Here is a 1,504-nt window from a genome sequence, read left to right as displayed (position 1 = left end):
GCACTGGCCGGCGCGAAAGGCGTTCTGTGTCCGCGCGATGTCGACGAAGCGGTCGGGATCCTGCGACTGATGCATTCGGATCGCCTCGGCCTTGACGTCGGCATGGGCGGAAATGTCGACATAGTGCGTCGGCGAAAAACCGGTGCCGCCCATCGTGTCGGCATGCAGCACCGGGACGGCGAAAGACGCCGCGATGCGCACGCCGTCCGACAACGCGCGATGGTCGGCGTGATAGTCGTTGGGCGCATGCGTGATCACCAGATCCGGGCCGGTTTGACCAATCAGTGCTTTCAGAGCTCCGATCAGCGCTGCATCGGCCACCAACTCGCCGTCCGGGAAGTCGAGGAAGCGTGGCATTGCGCCTACCAGCGCAGCCGCGGCCGTTGCTTCATCGCGACGGACACGAGCGAGAACAGCGGGATCACTCGTGCCGCCCCTGGCACCATCCGTGGCCATGGCAAAAGTGAGCTCTGCGCCTTGCGCGGCATAGGCGGCCATCGTACCGAACATGAAGATCTCGATGTCGTCCGGATGGGCACCGAGCGCCAGGATTTTCAAATCACTCTCTCCCCGGAACTGGAACAACGTGACGAACGGAATCCTGCTCGCCCTGATCGCCTACGCAAGCTATTCGGGCAGCGATGCCGTTGTCAAAAGCCTGGGCGGTCAACTCACGATCTTCGAGATCGGCTTTTTCATAACTTTGTTCGCGGGCTTCTTCCTATTCTTCACGCGACCTGCGGGCGAACGCTGGCGCGATTTCTGGCGCACCAAAAGACCATGGGCGGTGCAGGCGCGCGCCTGGGCGGGCATCGCTTCCGGCGTGCTCAGCGTCTACGCCTTCACCACCATTCCTCTGGCCGAGTCCTATGCGCTGATCTTCCTGGCGCCGCTCTGCGTCACCATTCTCTCCACGGTGATCCTCAAGGAGAAGGTCGGCCCCTGGCGCTGGCTGGCGGTGGTCGCCGGTTTTGCCGGCGTCATGCTGGTGGTGCGGCCTGGCTTTCGCGAACTCAATCTCGGCCATCTTGCCGCCTTCGGCGTTGCTTTCCTCGCGGCCACCAGCGTCATCCTGATGCGCTCGCTGGCGCAGCAGGAAAAGCGCACCACCATGCTCGGCGTGCTGGTCGGTTGCGGCCTGCTGTTCAACGGCATCGGTGCCGCCGCCACCGCCTTTACTGTTCCCAGCGGAAAGCAGTTGCTGTGGCTGGCAATGGCCGGTGCCTTCACCGCGGGTGGACAATTCCTGCAGCTGCTGGCCATGAAATACGCGCCCGCCAACCGCGTCGCGCCGACGCATTATTCGCAGATCGCCTGGGCGGTGATCCTCGGCGCGTTGTTCTTCCGGGAATATCCGGACGGGCTGTCGCTGGTTGGCCTGGCGGTCGTTGGCGGCGCCGGCCTTTTGACCATGGTTCGTGAGGAAGCGCGGCTGGGCACCGTGCGCTGGAACCCGTTTTCGCGCACCCGGCTTTAAACCGACTCTGGTTGCGCCTTGGCCGTA

The 1,504-nt window shown here is 63.8% G+C and carries 2 protein-coding genes; one reads left to right on the top strand and one right to left on the bottom strand.

Annotation, left to right across the window (positions count from 1 at the left end; genetic code table 11):
- The coding region (locus tag EN906_RS33890) for a PIG-L deacetylase family protein (RefSeq protein WP_164777595.1) at positions 1–558 on the bottom strand (558 nt) is incomplete at its 3' end.
- A 28-nt stretch (positions 559–586) separates the two neighbouring features.
- Between EN906_RS33890 and EN906_RS33885 the strand changes: the two genes are divergently transcribed.
- Complete coding sequence (locus tag EN906_RS33885) at positions 587–1,477, top strand: DMT family transporter (RefSeq protein WP_127271454.1); 891 nt, start codon at positions 587–589, stop codon at positions 1,475–1,477.
- Positions 1,478–1,504: the final 27 nt, after the last annotated feature.

Origin of the sequence: Mesorhizobium sp. M7A.F.Ca.CA.004.06.1.1 (genome assembly GCF_003999135.1) — a bacterium.
GTDB lineage: Bacteria > Pseudomonadota > Alphaproteobacteria > Rhizobiales > Rhizobiaceae > Mesorhizobium.
This window is presented reverse-complemented; position numbering and strand designations above follow the sequence as displayed.